The following is a 2,261-nucleotide window of genomic DNA, read 5'->3' as shown; positions in this document are numbered from 1 at the left end:
CCGACAGCGCACTCGCGTTGGCACTAAACGCTTAGGCAAAACGTTATCAAGCTGGGATTGAATTGGTACCTCGTAAACTGAAAGTTCGTATTCATTGATGGTCACTTTTTAGCTTGATTTTTATAAAGTCATCAAGAAAATTCACGTAACCTAAGCTCTGTTTTGCTCGATCTTACGTCGCTTTTCTTGGTTAATCGCGTATTATCCCCCTCTGGCAGGATAGTTGTCACTGTTAAAATTTAACCAGATTGGGCGGCAATGAGTTTATCGTGTCTCGTATCTCTACTGAAAGAAAAGAAGTAATACTCAAGAAGCTACTGCCTCCATCTTCGATGTCTGTAAGCCAAATATCAAAGGAAGAAGGCATTAGTCCTGGAACCCTGTATTATTGGCGGCAACAACTCAGACATTCTGGAGCTCCTGTGCCCAATAGCAATACTTCATCAGAGCAGTGGTCTGCACAAACCAAACTCGCCATCATCGCTGAAACTTACTCAATGACTGAGCATGAACTCAGCCAATATTGTCGCGAGAAAGGTCTGTTCCCTGAACAAATCAAAGCTTGGCGAAATGAGTGCATGCAAGGATTTATGACAACGAAAGAACAGGAGCTAGAAGCAAAAAAACAAGCGAAAGCCGATAAAATGGAAATCAAAGCGCTGAAAAAAGAGTTACGTTTTAAAGAAAAAGCCTTAGCGGAAACGGCAGCCTTGTTGGTACTACGAAAAAAGCTGAGGGCCTTTTACGGGGAAGAACCCGAGGACGACTAACCTCAACCGATGAAAGGCAATACCTAATAACACTTATTCGCGATGATCAACAACATGGTTGCCGTTTAGAGCAAGCTTGTCATGAAGCTGAGATTGACTTGAGAACGTATCGACGCTGGTATCAACAGGGCAATGTTCAAGCTGATAAAAGACCAACATGCACCAGGCCTGTGCCTGCTAATAAACTGACACAACAAGAGCGAGAAGCGATCATCGAAATATGCAATCGACCTGAATATGCTAGTTTGCCACCTACTCAAATCGTTCCTACTTTGCTGGATAAAGGCGAATATATTGCCTGTGAATCAAGCTACTATCGGATATTGAAGGCACATGGTCAACTGCATAAGCGTGGTCGACAGAAAGGAAGACAACGACATGCTAAACCAACAAGCTACACAGCGACAGGGCCAAATCAAGTATACAGTTGGGATATTACTTACTTGCCATCTAAGGTGATTGGGCAACACTATTACCTGTACGTTATAGAAGATATCTATAGCAGAAAAATTGTTGGTTATGATGTCTATGAGAGAGAATGTGGTGAGTTAGCCTCACAACTCTTACAACGTACATTACTACGCGAGCAATGCTTTAATCAGCCCTTAGTGCTTCACTCAGATAACGGTGCGCCAATGAAATCACTCACGCTCAAAGCAAAGATGGATGAGCTAGGTATTACCTCATCGTACAGCCGACCACGAGTCAGCGATGATAATCCTTATGTTGAGTCGCTGTTCCGAACCGTGAAGTATATACCGAGCTGGCCCACGAAAGGCTTTGATGGTCTGGAAGAAAGTCGTTGTTGGGTCAACGGGTTTGTACGTTGGTATAATACTGAGCACAAGCATAGCAAGTTAAATTATGTTACACCTTCCGAGCGTCATAGTGGAAAGGATAGAGAGATCTTAGCGCATCGTGCAGAGGTACTACTGAGTGCGAAAAATAAAAATCCAGGGCGTTGGTCTCGTGATATCAGAAGCTGTGAGCCTGTTGGTGAAGTGCATTTAAATCCAGAAAAAGATGCTGCTTAATATCTAAGCAAATGATGACAACTAACTTGAAAAACACCGAGGTTTATGCGATAAGAGAAAGAAGATGCCAAGAATATGCAATTTCAATAAAACCACATATTCATGTTGATGCTGCTGTTGGGTGGAGTATGTTGTTTTTCCAAGAGTATGATTCTGAACGCAACCCTTTATCGCTTAATCGAGCAACACTGACGGGTATTGAATCCTTATTGCCGAGGATTAAAAGTTTACAATTAGCGGATTCATTTACGGTCGACTTTCAAAAATGGGGGTATGTTCCTTATACTTCCAGTTTGGTGATGCTCAAAAACAAACACGATCTCGCGGTATTAAAAACAGATCCCGGTTATTACTCCTACTTTGAACATGCTCAAAGAGAAGAGAGCCATTTGCAATCGACCATTGAATGTTCACGCAGTGCCGTGGGTGTTTTCTCTGCCTATTCAGCACTGCAACA

1 protein-coding gene and 1 pseudogene are annotated in these 2,261 nt (G+C 42.6%); both read left to right on the top strand.

Annotation, left to right across the window (positions count from 1 at the left end; translation table 11 throughout):
- The first annotated feature begins 269 nt into the window (after positions 1-269).
- Positions 270-1,804, top strand: a protein-coding gene (locus tag GMA8713_RS25420; protein ID WP_157515785.1) for an IS3 family transposase whose coding sequence is annotated in 2 segments (ribosomal slippage) — positions 270-741 and positions 741-1,804 — 1,536 coding nt in all. Because the reading frame shifts where the segments join, the coding sequence is not laid out codon by codon here.
- A gap of 41 nt (positions 1,805-1,845) precedes the next feature.
- Positions 1,846-2,261 (top strand): annotated as a pseudogene (locus GMA8713_RS25415) (aspartate aminotransferase family protein); the annotation flags it as partial.

This window comes from Grimontia marina (assembly GCF_900060185.1).
In the GTDB taxonomy this organism is placed as follows: Bacteria; Pseudomonadota; Gammaproteobacteria; order Enterobacterales; family Vibrionaceae; genus Enterovibrio; species Enterovibrio marinus.
The sequence above is the reverse complement of the archived record's forward strand: the minus strand, read 5'-3'. Positions and strand labels throughout refer to the sequence as shown.